Origin of the sequence: Amycolatopsis benzoatilytica AK 16/65, from assembly GCF_000383915.1 — a bacterium.
GTDB lineage: Bacteria > Actinomycetota > Actinomycetes > Mycobacteriales > Pseudonocardiaceae > Amycolatopsis > Amycolatopsis benzoatilytica.
The window spans coordinates 6,134,496-6,148,769 of the sequence record NZ_KB912942.1; the positions used below are offsets into that span (position 1 = coordinate 6,134,496).

The 14,274-nt window shown below is 68.5% G+C and carries 22 protein-coding genes; 2 read left to right on the plus strand and 20 right to left on the minus strand.

The window, feature by feature from the left end:
* The first annotated feature begins 340 nt into the window (after positions 1-340).
* Both eccE and AMYBE_RS0128295 read left to right on the plus strand, forming a co-directional pair.
* Positions 341-1,573: a type VII secretion protein EccE gene (gene eccE / locus AMYBE_RS0128290; protein ID WP_034289331.1), complete on the plus strand. Its 1,233-nt coding sequence runs from the start codon at positions 341-343 to the stop codon at positions 1,571-1,573.
* Positions 1,570-2,289 (plus strand): hypothetical protein, encoded by a 720-nt coding sequence (locus AMYBE_RS0128295; protein ID WP_020662774.1) that lies wholly within the window; start codon positions 1,570-1,572, stop codon positions 2,287-2,289. The genes eccE and AMYBE_RS0128295 overlap by 4 nt, the downstream gene beginning before the upstream one ends.
* Positions 2,290-2,371: 82 nt before the next feature.
* Here the strand turns inward: AMYBE_RS0128295 and AMYBE_RS0128300 are convergent, their stop codons facing one another.
* From AMYBE_RS0128300 to rplE, 20 genes are all read right to left on the minus strand, one after another.
* On the minus strand, positions 2,372-3,208 hold the full coding sequence (locus AMYBE_RS0128300; RefSeq protein ID WP_020662775.1) for a tRNA pseudouridine synthase A: 837 nt from the start codon (positions 3,206-3,208) through the stop codon (positions 2,372-2,374).
* 72 nt (positions 3,209-3,280) lie between these two features.
* On the minus strand, positions 3,281-3,832 hold the full coding sequence (rplQ, locus tag AMYBE_RS0128305) for a 50S ribosomal protein L17 (RefSeq protein ID WP_020662776.1): 552 nt from the start codon (positions 3,830-3,832) through the stop codon (positions 3,281-3,283).
* Between the two features lie 42 nt (positions 3,833-3,874).
* The gene (locus AMYBE_RS0128310; protein ID WP_020662777.1) at positions 3,875-4,948 is read right to left on the minus strand and encodes a DNA-directed RNA polymerase subunit alpha; all 1,074 of its coding nucleotides are present in this window, start codon (positions 4,946-4,948) and stop codon (positions 3,875-3,877) included.
* 99 nt (positions 4,949-5,047) lie between these two features.
* A complete protein-coding gene (gene rpsD, locus AMYBE_RS0128315) occupies positions 5,048-5,653 on the minus strand; it encodes a 30S ribosomal protein S4 (protein ID WP_020662778.1) in 606 nt (201 codons plus the stop codon).
* A gap of 23 nt (positions 5,654-5,676) precedes the next feature.
* The gene (gene rpsK / locus AMYBE_RS0128320; RefSeq protein WP_020662779.1) at positions 5,677-6,081 is read right to left on the minus strand and encodes a 30S ribosomal protein S11; all 405 of its coding nucleotides are present in this window, start codon (positions 6,079-6,081) and stop codon (positions 5,677-5,679) included.
* Between the two features lie 18 nt (positions 6,082-6,099).
* On the minus strand, positions 6,100-6,285 hold the full coding sequence (locus tag AMYBE_RS0128325; protein WP_020662780.1) for a hypothetical protein: 186 nt from the start codon (positions 6,283-6,285) through the stop codon (positions 6,100-6,102).
* Positions 6,282-6,662 (minus strand): 30S ribosomal protein S13, encoded by a 381-nt coding sequence (gene rpsM, locus AMYBE_RS0128330; RefSeq protein ID WP_009072337.1) that lies wholly within the window; start codon positions 6,660-6,662, stop codon positions 6,282-6,284. Before rpsM ends, AMYBE_RS0128325 begins: the two co-directional genes overlap by 4 nt.
* 197 nt (positions 6,663-6,859) lie before the next feature.
* A complete protein-coding gene (gene rpmJ / locus AMYBE_RS0128335) occupies positions 6,860-6,973 on the minus strand; it encodes a 50S ribosomal protein L36 (RefSeq protein WP_004558882.1) in 114 nt (37 codons plus the stop codon).
* A gap of 37 nt (positions 6,974-7,010) precedes the next feature.
* On the minus strand, positions 7,011-7,232 hold the full coding sequence (gene infA, locus AMYBE_RS0128340; RefSeq protein ID WP_004558881.1) for a translation initiation factor IF-1: 222 nt from the start codon (positions 7,230-7,232) through the stop codon (positions 7,011-7,013).
* 239 nt (positions 7,233-7,471) lie between these two features.
* Positions 7,472-8,248, minus strand: a complete 777-nt coding sequence (map, locus tag AMYBE_RS0128345; protein WP_020662781.1) for a type I methionyl aminopeptidase — start codon at positions 8,246-8,248, stop codon at positions 7,472-7,474.
* 44 nt (positions 8,249-8,292) lie between these two features.
* Positions 8,293-8,847, minus strand: coding sequence for an adenylate kinase (locus AMYBE_RS0128350; protein ID WP_020662782.1), 555 nt, complete (start codon positions 8,845-8,847; stop codon positions 8,293-8,295).
* A complete protein-coding gene (gene secY, locus AMYBE_RS0128355; protein WP_020662783.1) occupies positions 8,844-10,151 on the minus strand; it encodes a preprotein translocase subunit SecY in 1,308 nt (435 codons plus the stop codon). The genes AMYBE_RS0128350 and secY overlap by 4 nt, the downstream gene beginning before the upstream one ends.
* A 603-nt stretch (positions 10,152-10,754) precedes the next feature.
* Positions 10,755-11,201 (minus strand): 50S ribosomal protein L15, encoded by a 447-nt coding sequence (rplO, locus tag AMYBE_RS0128360; RefSeq protein ID WP_020662784.1) that lies wholly within the window; start codon positions 11,199-11,201, stop codon positions 10,755-10,757.
* Positions 11,198-11,383, minus strand: coding sequence for a 50S ribosomal protein L30 (rpmD, locus tag AMYBE_RS0128365; protein ID WP_020662785.1), 186 nt, complete (start codon positions 11,381-11,383; stop codon positions 11,198-11,200). Before rpmD ends, rplO begins: the two co-directional genes overlap by 4 nt.
* Position 11,384: 1 nt before the next feature.
* Positions 11,385-12,026 (minus strand): 30S ribosomal protein S5, encoded by a 642-nt coding sequence (rpsE, locus tag AMYBE_RS0128370; RefSeq protein WP_020662786.1) that lies wholly within the window; start codon positions 12,024-12,026, stop codon positions 11,385-11,387.
* A gap of 31 nt (positions 12,027-12,057) precedes the next feature.
* Positions 12,058-12,459: a 50S ribosomal protein L18 gene (rplR, locus tag AMYBE_RS0128375; RefSeq protein ID WP_027928109.1), complete on the minus strand. Its 402-nt coding sequence runs from the start codon at positions 12,457-12,459 to the stop codon at positions 12,058-12,060.
* Complete coding sequence (rplF, locus tag AMYBE_RS0128380) at positions 12,459-12,998, minus strand: 50S ribosomal protein L6 (protein ID WP_020662788.1); 540 nt, start codon at positions 12,996-12,998, stop codon at positions 12,459-12,461. Before rplF ends, rplR begins: the two co-directional genes overlap by 1 nt.
* A 16-nt stretch (positions 12,999-13,014) precedes the next feature.
* Positions 13,015-13,413 (minus strand): 30S ribosomal protein S8, encoded by a 399-nt coding sequence (gene rpsH / locus AMYBE_RS0128385; RefSeq protein WP_020662789.1) that lies wholly within the window; start codon positions 13,411-13,413, stop codon positions 13,015-13,017.
* Between the two features lie 106 nt (positions 13,414-13,519).
* The gene (locus AMYBE_RS0128390) at positions 13,520-13,705 is read right to left on the minus strand and encodes a type Z 30S ribosomal protein S14 (RefSeq protein ID WP_020662790.1); all 186 of its coding nucleotides are present in this window, start codon (positions 13,703-13,705) and stop codon (positions 13,520-13,522) included.
* Between the two features lie 4 nt (positions 13,706-13,709).
* Positions 13,710-14,273, minus strand: a complete 564-nt coding sequence (gene rplE / locus AMYBE_RS0128395; protein ID WP_020662791.1) for a 50S ribosomal protein L5 — start codon at positions 14,271-14,273, stop codon at positions 13,710-13,712.
* Between the last annotated feature and the right edge of the window lies 1 nt (position 14,274).

Below are 14,274 nucleotides of genomic sequence, written 5' to 3' on the forward strand. Positions count from 1 at the left end.
CGGTCCTCGGCCAGGCGGCCCGGGCGGGCCTGCTGGTCCCGGCGGCCCGGCAGTGCCGGGCGGTCCCGGCGGACCGGGCGGCCCGCGCACCGGACGTCCCGGCGGCAACGGCCCCGGCGTTCCCCGTCCCGGCGGTCCCGGCGGACCTGGCGGCGGCGGTCCTGGCGGACCTGGCGGACCTGGCGGCGGCGGTCCTGGCGGACCGGGCGGACCCGGCGGACCTGGCGGCGGCGGTCCTGGCGGACCCGGTGGACCGGGCGGCCCCGGCGGATCCGACGGCGGCATGCCGGACGGCAGCGGCGAACCCGCCCCGACCGGCGGCGTCGCGACCGCGGTCCGGATGGCCCCGCCCTCGCGGCGGCGTTCCGGCGGCATCTCGCTCGGCCCGCTGCCGGTGGCGAACCTCGTCGTGCTGGAAGTCGGCGTCGCGATCGGCCTGGTGCTGCTCGCGATCAACATGCAGCTCAAGTACGTCGCGATCGGCGTCGCGGCGCTCGGCCTGATCCTCGCTTTCCTGCGCGTGGGCGGGCACTGGTTCACCCAGTGGCTCGGACTGACACTGCGCTACCGGTTCCGCTCGCACGGCCGGATCGCGACCCCGCCTCCGCCGACCCCGATCGAAGAACTCGCCGAAGAGAGCGCGATCACCGGCCCGGAGGACGCGCGGGTCAGCCTGCTGCGCCTCGCCGTGCCGGACCTCGTGGTGGCGCACGCCGTCGACCACGAACGGCAGGAAGTCGGCATCGCCTGGAACGACGGCACCTGGACCGCGGTCCTGCTCGTCGAGCCGATGCCGGCGATGATCTCCCAGGCAGGCGGCGCGCCCAGCCTCCCGCTGTCCGCGCTCGCGCCGTGCCTGGAAGACCGCGGCGTGGTGCTCGACTCCATCCAGATGATCTGGCACAGCTACCCCGGTTCGGCCGCGATGCCCGCGGACGCGCCCGCGCTCAGCTCGTATCTGGAGGTGCTCGGCCCGCTGCCCGCGGCGGCCCGGAGGACCACCTGGATCGCGGTCCGGCTGGACCCGCGGCGCTGCCCGGAGGCGATCCGGGAGCGCGGCGGCGGCGTCGTCGGCGCCCACCGCGCGATGATCGGCGCCCTGTCCCGGGTGCGCAACGCCCTCGAATCCCAGGGCGTGCCGACCCGGCCGCTCGACCCGGACGAGCTGCTGCGCGCCAGCATCTCGGCCGCCGAGCTCACCGCGGTCGCCGGCTCGAACGAGAAGGTCAGCCTGCAGGAAAGCTGGACCGGCGTCACCGCGGCCGGCATCGGGCACTCCTGCTACGCGATCAGCAGCTGGCCCAAGGGCAAGATCAGCGGCAGCCTGAACGCGCTCACCAGCGTGCGCGCGCTGTCCGCGACGGTGGCCATGTCGATTTCGCCGTCCGCCGACGAGGGCCGCATCGGCTTGCGCGGCGTGGTGCGGCTCAGCGCCCGCAACCCGCGTGAGCTGGACTCGGCCGCCCAGCGGCTGCAGAACATCGCCGAGCGACTGGACGTCGATCTGACCCCGCTGAAGGGCCTGCAAGTCTCGGCGTTCTCCGCGACGCTGCCGATCGGAGGTACGGCATGAGCGCCCGTGTCCGCGACGCCGGGCGAAACGCCGGCATCGCCCCCGAGTTCACTGTCGACCCGGCCATGCTCGACGCGATCAGTCCGTCCGGAGACCGCGGCGGCGTCGTTCTCGGTTCCGGTCTCAAGGGCGAGCCGCTGACGGTGTCCGCGCTGCGTTCGCAGCCGACTCGCATCGTGCTGGTCGGCGGTCTCTACCTGGCCCGCCAGGTAGCCATGCGCGCCTTGGCGACCGGTGCCTGGGTGGTCGTCGCGACCGGGCGGCCCGCGGCGTGGCAGGTGCTGCAGCAGGCCGCGGGCAACCGGGATGGACGGCCGTCCCCGCTGGTGCAGATCCGCCGGCTCTCGCCGGTCGAACTGCCGCGTCCGTCCGAGGACGCGCCGCTGCTCGTCGTCACCGACGGCGGGCCGACGCCGCAGGACCTGTTCCCGCCCCGTTCGCCGTGGCAGACCACCGTGTACGTGCTGCCCTACCTGCACCCGCAGGCGTCCACCACCGCGAACGCCGCGGACTTGGTGCTGATGCAGCGGCTGCCGCCGGGACAGGCTGAGCTTGCCGCGCGCATCTGGCGGCTTCCGCCGCAGATGATGCGGCAGCTGACCACGCTGAAGGACGACCAGGTGGTCGCGCTGGGCACCAACCTGTGGCGTCCGCTGCGGCTGGTCACCACGCAGAAGGAACAGCAGCTGCTCGGCCCGGTCCGCCGCGGCGACTGAGCTGCCCTGACCGCACGTCCGTGAAGGGCCCGTTGCCGGAATCCAATTCCGGCAACGGGCCCTTCACGGCTTTCCGGACGTCCTAAAGGTCGGTGGACAACCGGACGTTGCGAGTCTGCTCCGCCCTCGCGGCCAGCAGCTCGTCCGGCGGATAGTCGACCGCGGTCAAGGTCAGGCCGTGCGCCGGAGCCACCGCACTGTCCCGGGTTCCGCTCGCCAGGACGTCGCCGGGCCAGCCGGTTCCTCGCCGGCCGTCCCCGACCAGCAGCAGCACGCCGACCAGGCTGCGCACCATCGAATGGCAGAACGCGTCCGCGCTGACCCGCATCTCGAGCAGATGCTCGTCGATCCGCACCCATTCCAGGCGCTGCAGTTCGCGGATCGTCGTACCGCCGTCGCGCTGTTTGCAGTACGCGGCGAAGTCCTGCAATCCCAGCAAGGACTGCGCGGCGGCGTTCATCCGGTCTGTCCACAGTGGACGGCCCCACGCGAGGGTGTCGTTGCGGCGCAGCGGATCGACGCCCCAAGGAGCGTCGGACACGCGATAGCGGTAGTGCCGGCGGATGGCGGAGAACCGGGCGTCGAAGCCGTCCGGAGCGACACGGGCGGCCAGCACCCGAGCGTCCGCGGGCAGCAGCTTGTTCCAGCGCCCGCGCATCCGGGTCAGGTCCGGGATGCCGTGCTCATCGACCGGGATCCGGCCGGGCGCGCCAGGTTCGAGCGGGACGACGTCGACGTGCACGACCTGTCCGGTCGCGTGCACTCCGGCGTCCGTGCGACCGGCGACGACCACTGACTTCGGCACCGATTCCCCCGGTGGCTGCCGCCGCAGCGCCTGTTCCAGCTCGGCCTGCACGGTGCGCCGGCCGGGCTGGCGCGCCCAGCCGGAGAAGTCGGTGCCGTCGTAGCTGACGTCCAAACGCAGACGAACGAGCCCGCCCTCCCCGAGGGGAGCGGCGGGCTCGTCCGGTGTAGACAGTGCCGGCAGGACTCAGTCCTTCTTGGCGTCGGCGTCGTCCGAGGCAGCGGCCTCGTCGGCGGCCGGGGCTTCTTCGGCGGCCGGGGCGACCTCAGCGGTCTCCTCGGCAGCAGCCTCGACGGTCTCCTCCACGGGCGCGGCGGCCGGAGCCTCTGCGTCCTTGGCGAACTTGGTCTTGCGGGCCCGCTCGGCCTCGGAGGTCACGGTCTTCTCCGCGACCAGTTCGATGACGGCCATGGCGGCGTTGTCGCCCTTGCGCGGCACCGTCTTGGTGATGCGGGTGTAGCCGCCGGCGCGCTCCGCGAAGTGCGGGCCGATCTCAGCGAACAGCTTGTGCACGACGTCCTTGTCCCGGACAACCTTCTGCACCAGGCGACGGTTGTGCAGGTCGCCCCGCTTCGCCTTGGTGATCAGCTTCTCAGCCAGCGGGCGGACCCGCTTGGCCTTCGCCTCGGTCGTCGTGATCTTGCCGTGCTCGAACAGCTGCGTGGCCAAGTTGGCCAGGATCAGCCGCTCGTGCGCGGCAGACCCGCCGAGCCGGGCTCCCTTGGTAGGGGTGGGCATGACTTTCTCCTAGTTCAGCTCACAGCGTCCGGGCACGAAGCCTCAGAGCTGCTCAGTCTCTGCGTAGTCCTGGCCATCGTCGTGGCCGTCGTCCGAAATGCCGCCGCCGATGCCGCCGACCCCTTCCGACCAGCCTTCGCCGTCGTAGCTGGTGGCAGCCGCGGACGGGTCGAACCCGGGCGGGCTGTCCTTCAGCGCGAGGCCGAGGCCGACGAGCTTCAGCTTGACCTCGTCGATCGACTTGGCGCCGAAGTTGCGGATGTCGAGCAGGTCCGCCTCGGAGCGCGAGACGAGCTCGCCCACCGTGTGGATGCCTTCGCGCTTCAGGCAGTTGTACGACCGGACGGTGAGGTCCAGGTCCTCGATCGGCATCGCGTAGGCGGCGATGGTGTCTGCCTCCTGCGGCGACGGGCCGATCTCGATGCCCTCCGCGTCGACGTTCAGCTCGCGGGCGAGACCGAACAGCTCCACCAGCGTCTTGCCGGCCGAGGCCACCGCGTCGCGCGCGGTGATCGACGGCTTGGTCTCGACGTCCAGGATCAGCTTGTCGAAGTCGGTGCGCTGCTCGACACGGGTGGCCTCGACCTTGTAGGTCACCTTCAGCACCGGCGAGTAGATCGAGTCGACCGGGATCCGGCCGATCTCCGCGCCCGCCTGCTTGTTCTGCAGGGCCGGAACGTAACCGCGGCCGCGCTCGACGACGAGCTCGATCTCGAGCTTGCCCTTGCCGTTCAGCGACGCGATGTGCAGATCCGGGTTGTGCACGGTGACGCCCGCGGGCGGCACGATGTCGGCAGCCGTGACCTCACCCGGGCCCTGCTTGCGCAGGTACATGGTGACCGGCTCGTCCTCTTCCGAGGACACGACCAGTTCCTTCAGGTTCAGGATGATGTCGGTGACGTCTTCCTTCACCCCCGGAACGGTGGTGAATTCGTGCAGCACGCCGTCGATGCGGATGCTCGTCACGGCCGCGCCCGGGATGGACGACAGCAGCGTGCGCCGCAGCGAGTTGCCGAGCGTGTAGCCGAAGCCGGGCTCCAGCGGTTCGATGGTGAACCGGGAGCGGGTCTCGTTGACCGTCTCTTCGCCGAGAGCCGGCCGCTGGGAAATCAGCATTTCTTTCGTTCCTTTCCAGACGGCGCCCGCCATATGACGCCGAAGGGATGGCGAGGCGGCGGCGCACTTCGGGCGCCGCCGCCCGTAACCCCAGAAGGGCTACTTCGAGTAAAGCTCGACGATCAGCTGTTCCTGAACCGGAACGTCGATCTGCGCGCGCTCCGGCAGCTGGTGGACCAGCACGCGGAGGTTCGACTGGACGACCTGCAGCCACGCCGGGACCGGACGGTCGCCGAAGGACTCCTTGGCGGCCACGAACGGCAGCATGCCCATCGACTTCGGGCGGACGTCGATGATGTCCCACTTGGTGACCTGGTAGGACGGCACGTTGACCTTGACGCCGTTGACCACGAAGTGGCCGTGGCTCACCAGCTGGCGGGCCTGGCGACGGGTGCGGGCGATGCCGGCGCGGTAGATCACGTTGTCCAGACGGGACTCGAGGATCTGCAGCAGGTTCTCACCGGTCTTGCCCGGACGCCGCACGGCTTCCTTGTAGTACCGGACGAACTGGCGCTCGAGAACGCCGTAGGTGTAGCGAGCCTTCTGCTTCTCCTGCGACTGCAGGAGGTACTCAGACTCCTTGATGCGCCCGCGGCCGTGCTGGCCCGGCGGGTAGGGGCGACGTTCGAACGCCTGGTCGCCGCCGATGAGGTCAACCTTGAGGCGACGCGAAATACGCGTCGCGGGGCCGGTGTAACGAGCCATTTCTTAGTACTCCTCCCCGTTCCTCAGACCCGGCGCCGCTTGGGCGGGCGGCAGCCGTTGTGAGGCTGCGGGGTCACGTCCTGGATGGTGCCGACCTCGAGGCCGGCCGCCTGCAGCGAGCGGATCGCCGTCTCGCGGCCCGAGCCCGGGCCCTTCACGAAGACGTCGACCTTCTTCATGCCGTGCTCGGCCGCCTTGCGGGCGGCGTTCTCGGCGGCCATCTGCGCGGCGAACGGAGTCGACTTGCGCGAGCCCTTGAAGCCCACGTGGCCGCTCGACGCCCACGCGATCACGGCACCGGTCGGGTCCGTGATCGAGACGATGGTGTTGTTGAAGGTGCTCTTGATGTGCGCGTGACCGTGCGCGACATTCTTCTTTTCCTTGCGGCGGACCTTCTTGGCCCCCGCAGTGCGGGTCTTGGGTGGCATGTTCTGAGGGTTCTCCTGTTAACGCGCGTTCTCTTGGTGAGCGGCGACCGCTTCCTGCTGCCCGCGCCGGATGATGGATCCGGCGTCGGTGTAGAGGTTCCGCAGCGCCATCGGGCGGGCGTAGAGCGCCTTGGGCGAGACACAAGCCGTGGAACGCCGGACGGAACCGCCCATGCGCACGACCTTCTTGCCCTGGAGGCTCACTTCTTGCCAGCCTTCTTCTTGCCGGCGACCGTCTTCTTCGGGCCCTTGCGGGTGCGGGCGTTGGTCTTGGTCCGCTGACCGCGGACCGGCAGGCCCCGACGCCAGCGCAGACCCTGGTAGGTCCCGATCTCGATCTTGCGCCGGATGTCGGCGTTCACCTCACGGCGAAGGTCACCCTCGACCTTGAAGTTTTCGTCGATGTAGTCCTTCAGCTTGACGAGGTCTTCGTCGCTGAGGTCCTTGACGCGGGTGTCGGCGTTCAGCTCGGCAGCAGCGATCATCTGCTTCGAGCGGGTACGGCCGATCCCGTAGATGTAAGTCAGCGCGATCTCCAACCGCTTCTCGCGGGGGAGGTCGACGCCAGCGAGTCGTGCCACTGGTGCTCCTTCTTCGGGTTCGTCTTCAGGTCTGCTCCCCGTCCGGTTCCGGAACCGACTCGCCTGTCGTGCCCGTGGCTTGCGCCGCGGGTGTCCCGGCCCCGGCCTGAAGTCCGGGGGTGTACCGGACCGCTCGCGCGGCCCGGCAGGTGCGGGGAGGGTGGGTAGCCGTCAAGCGGCCTGCTGCAGTGCGGTGGTCAGCCCTGACGCTGCTTGTGACGCAGGTTCTCGCAGATCACCATGATCCGGCCGTGACGGCGGATCACCTTGCACTTGTCGCAGATCTTCTTGACGCTCGGCTGGACCTTCACGTCTTCCTGCTTCCTGCTCTGCTCGGCTCTGGCGTGATCACTTGTAGCGGTAGACGATGCGACCACGGGAGAGGTCGTAGGGCGAAAGCTCCACGACAACCCTGTCTTCGGGCAGGATGCGGATGTAGTGCTGCCGCATCTTGCCGCTGATGTGTGCCAGGACCTTGTGGCCGTTCTCCAACTCGACGCGGAACATCGCGTTGGGGAGCGGCTCGACCACGCGGCCTTCGACCTCGATGGCCCCGTCTTTCTTAGCCATGTCCTCCGCAATCCCTGATGCACGCTTGATGTGCTCAGCGTGATCGGTTTTGAGCTCGAGTCCTTGCTTACTGGGTGGTGCTCAGACACACTCAGGCCCGGGTCCATGTGGTTCGCGAGAATTCACGAGCAGGCCGGAACCGCGCATGAGCGCGCCGACTTGACAGTGTACGCAACCCGTGTAGTGCCCCGGCGGCCGGGGTGCAGGTAGACCTGTGTGAGTGGCCGAAACCGGCCGAATCAGGATTCTTCGGGCGCGGTGAGCACCCAGGGTCCGTCCGCGGTAATCGCGACGGTGTGCTCCCAGTGCGCGGCGCGCGAACCGTCGGCGGTCACCACGGTCCAGCCGTCGTCCAGTTCGAGGGTCTCGCCGCTGCCGCCGGTCAGCATGGGCTCGACCGCGAGCGCCATGCCGACCTTGAGCCGCGGGCCCTTGCCCGGCTTGCCGACGTTCGGCAGGAACGGCTCCATGTGCATTTCGCGGCCGATGCCGTGGCCGCCGTACTCGAGGATCTCGCCGTACTCGCGGCCGTCGTCGTCGCCGGCCTGGCGGGCGGCGGTCTGCACCGCGAACGAGATGTCGGTGAGCTTGGCACCGGCGCGGACCGCTTCGATGCCCGCCCACATGGCGCGCTCGGTGGCAGCCGACAGCTGCCGGTCCTTTTCGCTGACCTCGCCGATCAGCAGGGTCACCGCGGAGTCGCCGTGCCAGCCTTCGAGGATCGCGCCGCAGTCCACCGAGATCAGGTCGCCCTCGCCGAGCACCTGCTTCTTCGACGGGATGCCGTGCACGATCTGCTCATTCACCGAAGCGCAGATCGACGCCGGGAAGCCGTGGTAGCCCTTGAACGAGGGCACCGCGCCGGCGTCGCGAATCGTCTGCTCGGCCAGTTCGTCGAGCTCGGCCGTGCTGACCCCGGCCCGTGCGAGATCTCGCACGGCGGCCAGGGTGCGGGCGACGACCAGGCCAGCCGCCCGCATCGCCTCCAGCTCGCCCCGGGTCTTGATCTCGATCATGCGCCCGCGGCGGAGCACTTGCAGAACACGCAATCCTCCGAGGTTCACGTGCGGTCGCGCAACGCTTCCAGCACGCGGTCCGAAATCTCCTGCACCTCGCCGACGCCGTCGACCTTCACCAGGATTTCGGCGTAGTACTCGAGCAGCGGGGCGGTCTCCGACACGTACACCTGCTGGCGACGGCGAATGACCTCTTCGGTGTCGTCCGAGCGGCCGCGCGACATGAGCCGGCCGACGACGACGTCCTCCGCCACGTCGAGCTGGATGACCGCGTCGAGCTTGGTGTCCGCGGCGGCCAGCATCTCGCCGAGCACCTCGGCCTGCTTGGTGTTGCGCGGGAACCCGTCCAGCAGGAAGCCGGCCTTCGCGTCCGGTTCGGCCAGTCGCTCGCGAACCATCTCGTTGGTCACCGAGTCGGGGACCAGCTCGCCGGAGTCCAGGTACCGCTTGGCCTCCTGGCCCAGCGGGGTCTCCTGGCCGACGTGCGCCCGGAACAGGTCGCCGGTCGAGATGTGCGGAATCCGCAGCTGCTCGGACAGGGCGGCCGCCTGCGTGCCTTTGCCCGCGCCGGGCGGGCCGACGAGAACCAGTCGCGTCACTTCAAGAACCCTTCGTAGTTGCGCTGCATCAGCTGGCTTTCGATCTGCTTCACGGTGTCGAGACCGACACCGACCATGATCAGCACAGCCGTGCCACCGAACGGGAAGTTCTGATTGTTCCCGCTGCCGGTGAGGGACAGGAAGAAGTTCGGGAGGATCGCGATGATGCCCAGGTACAGCGAGCCGGGAAGAGTGATCCGGCCCAGCACGAAGTTCAGGTACTCGGCGGTCGGCCTGCCGGGACGGATGCCCGGGATGAAGCCGCCGAACTTCTTCATCTCATCCGCACGCTCGTCCACGTTGAACGTGATCGTGATGTAGAAGTAGGTGAAGAAGATGATCAACAGGAAGTAGAGCAGGATGTGCACCCAGCTGCTCTGGTTGACCAGGTAGTTCTGAATGAACGACTGCCAGCCCGAGTTGCTGTTCGGGTTGCCGATCAGCTGGCTGATCAGCTGCGGCACGTACAGCAGCGACGAGGCGAAGATGACCGGGATGACACCGGCCTGGTTCACCTTGATCGGCAGGTAGGTCGAGGTGCCGCCGTACATCCGGCGGCCGATCATGCGCTTGGCGTACTGCACCGGAATCCGGCGCTGGCCCTGCTCGACGAAGATGACGCTGGCGATGATCACCAGGCCGAACGCGAGGACGACGGTCAGCGCGACGCCGCCGCCGTTGCTCAGGATGTTGGCGCCCTCGGACGGGATGCGAGCCGCGATGTTCAGGAAGATCAGGACCGACATGCCGTTGCCGACACCGCGCTCGGTGATGAGCTCGCCCAGCCACATCATCACCGCGGTGCCCGCGGTCATGGTGACCACGATCAGCGTCAGCGAGTAGATGCTGTTGTCCGGGATGATCGGCTGCGAGCAGCCCTGGAACAGGGTGCCGCGGTCGGCCAGCGCGACCACGCCGGTGGCCTGCAGGATCGCCAGCGCGATCGTCAGGTACCGGGTGTACTGGGTCAGCTTGTTCTGACCCGACTGGCCTTCCTTCTTCAGCTCCTCGAACTTCGGGATGACCACGGTGAGCAGCTGGATGATGATGCTCGCGGTGATGTAGGGCATGATGCCCGTCGCGAACAGCGAGAGCTGCAGCAGCGCGCCGCCGCTGAAGAGGTTGAGCAGCTGGTACACGCCCTGCTGGTCGGCCTGTGCGGTACAGGCTTGCACGGCAGAGAACGAGACCCCCGGAGCCGGGATGGCGGCACCGATCCGGTAGACCGCGATGATGGCCAGCGTGAACAGGATCTTCTTGCGTAGATCCGGCGTCGCGAGAGCCGAGCGGAATGCGCTGAGCACGCGGGGGACCTCCTCGGCGTCGTCGGTCTTCCCAACCGACGATCGGCTTGGCCGGCACAAGACCGGCAGGGCATAAAGCTCACTGGCAGGCAAGCCAGGAACGCTTCTGGGCATACAGGCCCGGAAGCGTGTCGCCGACTCTAACAGCTTCGCCGTGCGCACCCGCAGCGCGTGTGCGTTTACCGTCTCATCCAAAGGGACGGCGGCAGGATCGCGCCGCAGGTAGGGCCGCTCGGCGCAGTGATGATCACCTGTTCGGCCCGCGCCGTTCGGCGGGTTTTCCCGCGCCGGCAAAGAAAAAACGGCCACTCGGCGGCCCGTAAGGGCCATCTTCACGGACTCGGAGCCCCTTCGGGGTTCCCCTCCACGACCCGCCCACCCAGCGCCCGCCAGGGATGCGCCCAATGCCACATTGGGTGCATCGCCCGCACCCAATGTGGCATTGGGTGCATCTGATGCACCCAATGCCACATTGGGGCGACCGTCAGCATGGGGGCGACCGGCGGCACAATCAAGCTTCGGGGTGTTCCTCCGCGCCCGCCGCAACTACGAGTCGGGCCCGCCCGGCTGGTGTGCCGGGCGGGCCCGAGTAACGCTCGCAGATCAGTTGACGGTGGCCGAGCCGCCGGCCGCCTCGATCTTCTCCTTGGCGGAGCCGGAGAAGGCGTCGGCGGTGATGTCCAGCTTGACCCCGTTCAGGTCCCCGTTGCCGAGAACCTTGACGAGCTTGCCCTTGCGAACGAGACCGTTCGCGGCCAGCTCTTCCGGTCCGACCTTGCCGCCGTCGGCGAAGACGCGGGCGATGTCGCCCACGTTCACCGGCTGGTACTCGGTGCGGAACCGGTTCTTGAATCCACGCAGCTTCGGCAGCCGCATGTGGATGGGCATCTGCCCACCCTCGAACCCGGCGGGCACGTTCTTCCGGGCCTTGGTGCCCTTCGTACCGCGACCGGCCGTCTTGCCCTTCGAACCTTCACCACGGCCCACGCGGATCTTGTCGCGCTTGGCGCCCGGAGCCGGACGCAGGTGGTGGATCTTGATGGCCGTCATGCCTTGACCTCCTCGACCTCCACCAGGTGGCGGACGGTGTGGATGAGGCCGCGCACCTGGGGGCTGTCTTCACGCACGACGCTCTGGCGGATCTTGCGCAGCCCGAGGGTGCGCAGCGACTCGCGGTGAGCGTGCTTCGTGCCGATCTTGCTCTTGACCTGGGTAACCTTCAGCTGAGCCATGTCAGACCCCCTGGCCCGCGCGCTGGCGCAGCATCCGGGCCGGAGCGACGTCCTCGAGCGGGAGACCGCGGCGGGCCGCGACCTCTTCGGGACGCTGCAGGCCCTTCAGGGCTGCCACGGTCGCGTGCACGATGTTGATCGCGTTGTCGGAGCCGAGCGACTTCGACAGCACGTCGTGGACACCCGCGCACTCCAGCACCGCGCGCACCGGGCCACCGGCGATGACGCCGGTACCGGCGGACGCCGGACGGAGCAGCACGACACCGGCGGCCTCCTCACCCTGGATCGGGTGCGGGATGGTGCCGCCGACGCGGGGAACGCGGAAGAAGTTCTTCTTCGCTTCCTCGACGCCCTTGGCGATGGCCGCGGGAACTTCCTTGGCCTTGCCGTAGCCGACGCCGACCTGACCGTCGCCGTCACCGACGACCACCAGGGCGGTGAAGCTGAAGCGACGACCGCCCTTGACGACCTTGGCGACGCGGTTGATCGTCACGACCTTCTCAAGGTGCGGGGTCTTGTCCTGGGCCGCCCCGCCACGGCCGCCGTCGCGCCGGTCGCGACGGTCCCGACGGTCACCGCGGTCGTTGCCGCCCTGACCCGGTCCGCCCTGGCCGCCGCCGAATTGCCGTGTACGTCCCGGCATCAGGCTTTCCTTCCATTCACGAGCATGTGCATCAGAACTTCAACCCCGCCTCGCGAGCGGCGTCGGCAAGCGCGGCGATGCGGCCGTGATAGGCGTTGCCGCCACGGTCGAACACCACGGCTTCGATGCCGGCGTCCTTGGCACGCGCGGCGACGAGCTCGCCCACCTTCGCGGCCTTGGCCTTCTTGTCGCCCTCGAAGGTCCGCAGGTCGGACTCGAGGGTGGACGCCGACGCCAGCGTGTGACCGGCGAGGTCGTCGATCACCTGCACGGTGATGTGCCGCGAGGACCGCTTGACGACCATGCGCGGACGCACCGGCGTGCCGCTGATCTTCTTGCGGAGACGGAAGTGCCGACGGGTCTTCGCGACGCGGCGGCGGGTCGAGATGTCCTTGCCGACCGGCTTGCGCTTCGTGGTAGTCGTGTCGCTCATCACTTACCCGTCTTTCCGACCTTGCGGCGGATCTTCTCACCCTCGTAGCGCAGGCCCTTGCCCTTGTACGGGTCCGGGCGGCGCAGCTTGCGGATGACCGCAGAGATCTGGCCGACCTTCTGCTTGTCGATACCGGAAACCGAGAACCGGGTCGGCGACTCCACCTTGAAGGTGATGCCTTCCGGGGCCTCGATCTTGACCGGGTGGCTGTAGCCCAGCGCGAACTCGAGGTCCGAGCCCTTCGCCTGCACGCGGTAACCGACGCCGTGGATCTCGAGCTTCTTCTCGTAGCCCTCGGTCACGCCCACCACGAGGTTGTTCACCAGCGTGCGGGTCAGACCGTGCAGTGCGCGGCTGGTGCGCTCGTCGTCCGGGCGCTTCACCAGGAGCGCGCCGTCCTCGCCGCGCTCGACGATGATCGGCTCGGCGACAGTGTGTTCCAGGGTGCCCTTCGGCCCCTTGACCTTGACGTTCTGGCCGTCGATGGTCACCTCGACCCCGGAGGGGACGGCGACCGGCAGCTTTCCGATGCGTGACATGTCTGTGCCCCCTTCCTTACCAGACGTAGGCGAGGACTTCGCCGCCCACGTTGTTGCGCTTGGCCTGCCGGTCGGTCTGCAGGCCGCCGGACGTCGAGATGATCGCGACGCCGAGACCGCCGAGAACCGAAGGCAGTTCGGTCGATTTTGCGTAGACCCGCAGACCCGGCTTGGAGACGCGGCGCAGGCCGGCGATGCTCCGCTCGCGGTTGGGGCCGTACTTCAGCTCGACGACCAGGTTCTTGTGCTTCTCGCCCGGCTCGTCGCGGTAGCTCGCGATGTAGCCCTCACGCTTGAGGATCTCGGCGATGTTCGCCTTGATCTTCGAGTGCGGAAGCACGACCTCGTCGTGGTACGCCGAGTTCGCGTTGCGCAGACGCGTCAAGAAGTCTGCGATGGGGTCGGTCATCGTCATGGTGACCTGTCAACCTTTCTCGCCTGGTTCCCCGCCCAGCCCGGCCCGGTGAGTTCCGGGCCGGGGCGGCGGGGCCTGTGGCGAACTGGGAATAGAGTTTCGAGCCTTACCAGCTGGACTTGTGGACGCCGGGCAGTTCGCCCGCGTGCGCCATCTCCCGGAGGCAGATCCGGCACAGGCCGAACTTGCGGTACACCGAGTGCGGACGCCCGCACCGGTTGCAACGGGTGTAGGCGCGCACCGCGAACTTCGGCTTCTTCGAAGCCTTGCTGACTAGCGCTTTCTTGGCCATCGGCTCAGTTCTCCTTGAACGGGAAACCGAGCTTGCGCAGCAGCGCCCGGCCCTCGTCGTCGGTGGTGGCGGTCGTGACGACGGTGACGTCCATGCCACGGGGGCGGTCGATGTCGTCCGGGTTGATCTCGTGGAACATCGACTGCTCGTTGAGACCGAACGTGTAGTTGCCGTTGCCGTCGAACTGCTTCGGCGAAAGCCCGCGGAAGTCGCGGATACGCGGCAGCGCGATGGTCAGCAGCCGGTCGAGGAATTCCCACATCCGGTCGCCGCGCAGCGTGACGCGCGCACCGATCGGCTGGCCCTCGCGCAGCTTGAACTGCGCGATCGACTTGCGGGCCTTGCGGACTTCCGGCTTCTGCCCGGTGATCAGGGCGAGGTCGCGGACCGCGCCGTCGATCAGCTTGCTGTCGCGGGCAGCGTCCCCGACACCCATGTTCACGACGATCTTCACGACGCCGGGAATCTGGTGCACGTTGGGGATGGAGAACTCCTGCTGGAGCTCGCCCTTGATCTCTTCGCGGTACCGGGTCTTCAGACGCGGCACGATCTTCTCTGCGGTGGTCATG

Coding starts and splice junctions, on each gene's coding strand:
- eccE (WP_034289331.1), top strand. CDS start 341: ATGGCCCCGCCCTCGCGGCGGCGTTCCGGCGGCATCTCGCTCGGCCCG.
- AMYBE_RS0128295 (WP_020662774.1), top strand. CDS start 1,570: ATGAGCGCCCGTGTCCGCGACGCCGGGCGAAACGCCGGCATCGCCCCC.
- rplQ (WP_020662776.1), bottom strand. CDS start 3,832: ATGCCCACCCCTACCAAGGGAGCCCGGCTCGGCGGGTCTGCCGCGCAC.
- AMYBE_RS0128310 (WP_020662777.1), bottom strand. CDS start 4,948: ATGCTGATTTCCCAGCGGCCGGCTCTCGGCGAAGAGACGGTCAACGAG.
- rpsD (WP_020662778.1), bottom strand. CDS start 5,653: ATGGCTCGTTACACCGGCCCCGCGACGCGTATTTCGCGTCGCCTCAAG.
- rpsK (WP_020662779.1), bottom strand. CDS start 6,081: ATGCCACCCAAGACCCGCACTGCGGGGGCCAAGAAGGTCCGCCGCAAG.
- infA (WP_004558881.1), bottom strand. CDS start 7,232: ATGGCTAAGAAAGACGGGGCCATCGAGGTCGAAGGCCGCGTGGTCGAG.
- map (WP_020662781.1), bottom strand. CDS start 8,248: ATGATCGAGATCAAGACCCGGGGCGAGCTGGAGGCGATGCGGGCGGCT.
- rplO (WP_020662784.1), bottom strand. CDS start 11,201: ATGACGGCCATCAAGATCCACCACCTGCGTCCGGCTCCGGGCGCCAAG.
- rpmD (WP_020662785.1), bottom strand. CDS start 11,383: ATGGCTCAGCTGAAGGTTACCCAGGTCAAGAGCAAGATCGGCACGAAG.
- rpsE (WP_020662786.1), bottom strand. CDS start 12,026: ATGCCGGGACGTACACGGCAATTCGGCGGCGGCCAGGGCGGACCGGGT.
- rplR (WP_027928109.1), bottom strand. CDS start 12,459: ATGAGCGACACGACTACCACGAAGCGCAAGCCGGTCGGCAAGGACATC.
- rplF (WP_020662788.1), bottom strand. CDS start 12,998: ATGTCACGCATCGGAAAGCTGCCGGTCGCCGTCCCCTCCGGGGTCGAG.
- rpsH (WP_020662789.1), bottom strand. CDS start 13,413: ATGACGATGACCGACCCCATCGCAGACTTCTTGACGCGTCTGCGCAAC.
- AMYBE_RS0128390 (WP_020662790.1), bottom strand. CDS start 13,705: ATGGCCAAGAAAGCGCTAGTCAGCAAGGCTTCGAAGAAGCCGAAGTTC.
- rplE (WP_020662791.1), bottom strand. CDS start 14,273: ATGACCACCGCAGAGAAGATCGTGCCGCGTCTGAAGACCCGGTACCGC.